Below are 1673 nucleotides of genomic sequence, written 5' to 3'. Positions count from 1 at the left end.
ATTTTGTACTAGATTTATAGTCTTTCGCCTATTTTCATTTCATTCTTTTAATCAATTATATCAATTTATTAAATTCATACTTTTTCATGGTTGGATTTATTTTTTGTGATTTTCATGTGATTTTTTAAAAAATCACATAAGTTCTAAATTGCCCCGCCAACCTCCTTTAAAACATTTAATAGAATAGGCATTATCTGAATTAACACATACCCCAATCCTGCATTCTGAATTGTACTCCAAGCCCTCTCAGACTTCCCTAGCATAAAGAAGAAACAGCCTCCAACAATTATTACTGATGCAACAGGAAAACTTAAAGCAACCATTAAATCTACAAGAGGATCTAAGGCATGAGCCAATGTTTCAAGTGCTTTATCTCCTAACCATTCACTTGCGCCCACTGTTATTGCTTCAGGTTGAGCAACGACTGGCATCGATGTTGGAGTTTGTGCATGAGTAATTAGTGGGAATAGAGCAAAGGGAAACATCGAAGAGACCGCTACTTTCAATTGTTTGCTCTCTCTTTTTTTCTTCATCTTGTATTCACCAGTCATAAATTCATTAAATGTCATTATTTGTGTTCTCATGGCGAACCCTCCTATTTAATGTCATCCCATAAATACACTTGGATATTTAACCCTTCACAAAGTGATTGAAGTTTTTTCTTTCTATAGGGTGTTGTTGTTATCCACAACAGAACAAATTGTGGATTAAATGAAGCTAACTGTTGATATCTCTTTATTTTGGCTGTATTTTTACTCATGGTTTGCTTGTAGTCAACTTCCACAAAATGATGAGCCTTATTGGATATAAATATTGAATCGGAAATGATTGAAATTTTAGTATTAGGAATGGTTATTTTCACTTCGTTTTTCCATGTTGACGGTCTACCAAGTGCAATATACAAATCATTTCTCATTAGGAAGTGGTTGATCATTGCAGTTTTTTTTCTGACTTTTGTTGCTCCAACTCTTTCACGACCATCTTTATTAAGGTAGTAAACGTGCTTTCTTTCATTAGTGAAAGCTGAAATATACTTTTCCATATCACTTAATACTCGATGTGCATTTCTCGATTTTCCCAAAGCATGCATCTTTTGTATTTGTTCTCTCGTTAGATAATCACACTTCTTCAAACTCAAAAGTATTGCTTCCTCTCTCTTTTCCTTCTCTATATTCAACGTTGTCACTCTCCTTTTCCTTTCGAGGTCTAATGACAATGTGTGGAGCAATCTGCTTTTTAATCTCCTTATTGCTGATATACGGTGTTTGAACAACCTGACTTTTAACATTTTTATAAATTCCGCGTCCTGGTATCAACGGAAGGTCTTCTGCTCCTGTTTGACCTAGAGCAGTATTAGAAGCTGTTGCATCATCTAATACAAAGCATAAACGCGAAGGGATATTTCTCTTAGTTTGTTGTGGGATAGATTGGCTTGAAGGATACTGGGTCGCATATATTAAATAATAGCCTGCGCCCCTTCCGCGTCTTGCAATGTCAGTTACCACTTGCATACAATTAGCATCATCCGCAATGTCAGCTGCTTCATCGATAATGATAAAGTGGCGTTCTTTTCGACCGGATTCTTTGATATCCTCATATCCTTGATCAACTATTTTTGTATACATCCTGTTCATTTTCTTCTGGATTTCTTTGAGAATATCTTTGGCGTCCGT

General features: G+C 35.6%; 2 protein-coding genes and 1 pseudogene. All 3 read right to left on the bottom strand.

What is annotated here, in order from left to right; genetic code table 11:
- Nucleotides 1–143 precede the first annotated feature (143 nt).
- On the bottom strand, nt 144–584 hold the full coding sequence (locus tag AC4GZ8_RS26295) for a hypothetical protein (protein ID WP_491084832.1): 441 nt from the start codon (nt 582–584) through the stop codon (nt 144–146).
- Between the two features lie 11 nt (nt 585–595).
- Nucleotides 596–1177 carry a replication-relaxation family protein gene (locus AC4GZ8_RS26290; protein WP_491084831.1) on the bottom strand — a complete coding sequence of 194 codons (582 nt, stop codon included), beginning with the start codon at nt 1175–1177 and terminating at the stop codon, nt 596–598.
- A pseudogene (locus AC4GZ8_RS26285) lies at nt 1119–1673 on the bottom strand (FtsK/SpoIIIE domain-containing protein); the annotation flags it as partial. The gene AC4GZ8_RS26290 and the pseudogene AC4GZ8_RS26285, both read right to left, overlap by 59 nt.

Source organism: Metabacillus sp. RB-C-LZQ-3-1 (assembly GCF_058315175.1).
Note: the sequence above shows the minus strand (reverse complement) of the source record. Positions and strands in the feature narration are given on the sequence as shown.